The sequence below is a fragment of the Streptococcus sp. HMSC065E03 genome, from assembly GCF_001815045.1.
Taxonomy (GTDB): domain Bacteria; phylum Bacillota; class Bacilli; order Lactobacillales; family Streptococcaceae; genus Streptococcus; species Streptococcus parasanguinis_AD.
Map to the genome: position 1 here is coordinate 1 of NZ_KV818829.1, position 336 is coordinate 336.

The window sequence follows — 336 nt, forward strand, 5'->3', positions numbered from 1 at the left end:
CAATTGCATCTTTAATGGATAGAATGTAGTCCATTATTTCTTTTGCTTTTATTGGATCAAGGTTACTTGTAGGTTCGTCAAATATATAAACTGAATATGTTTTGACTAAAAACCTAGCTAAATCAATTCGTTGCTTTTCTCCTTCTGAAATGATTTGCTTTGATTGAGCTAGGTTTTTACGAAGGAAGTCTTCATTAAAACCTAAGGATTTTCTTAATTTTTCAGTTAAATGAAGGTTTCTAGCCAATTTGATATTCTCTAGAATATTGCCTTCAATTAGAAAGTCATTTTTTTGCACAAACGCAATATCTTTATATAACTCCTCTGAGGGAATAT

The 336-nt window shown here is 30.1% G+C and carries 1 protein-coding gene; it reads right to left on the reverse strand.

The features are described 5' to 3' along the window. On the reverse strand, positions 1-336 hold a 336-nt coding region (locus HMPREF3002_RS00060), incomplete at both ends, for an ATP-binding cassette domain-containing protein (RefSeq protein WP_141754459.1).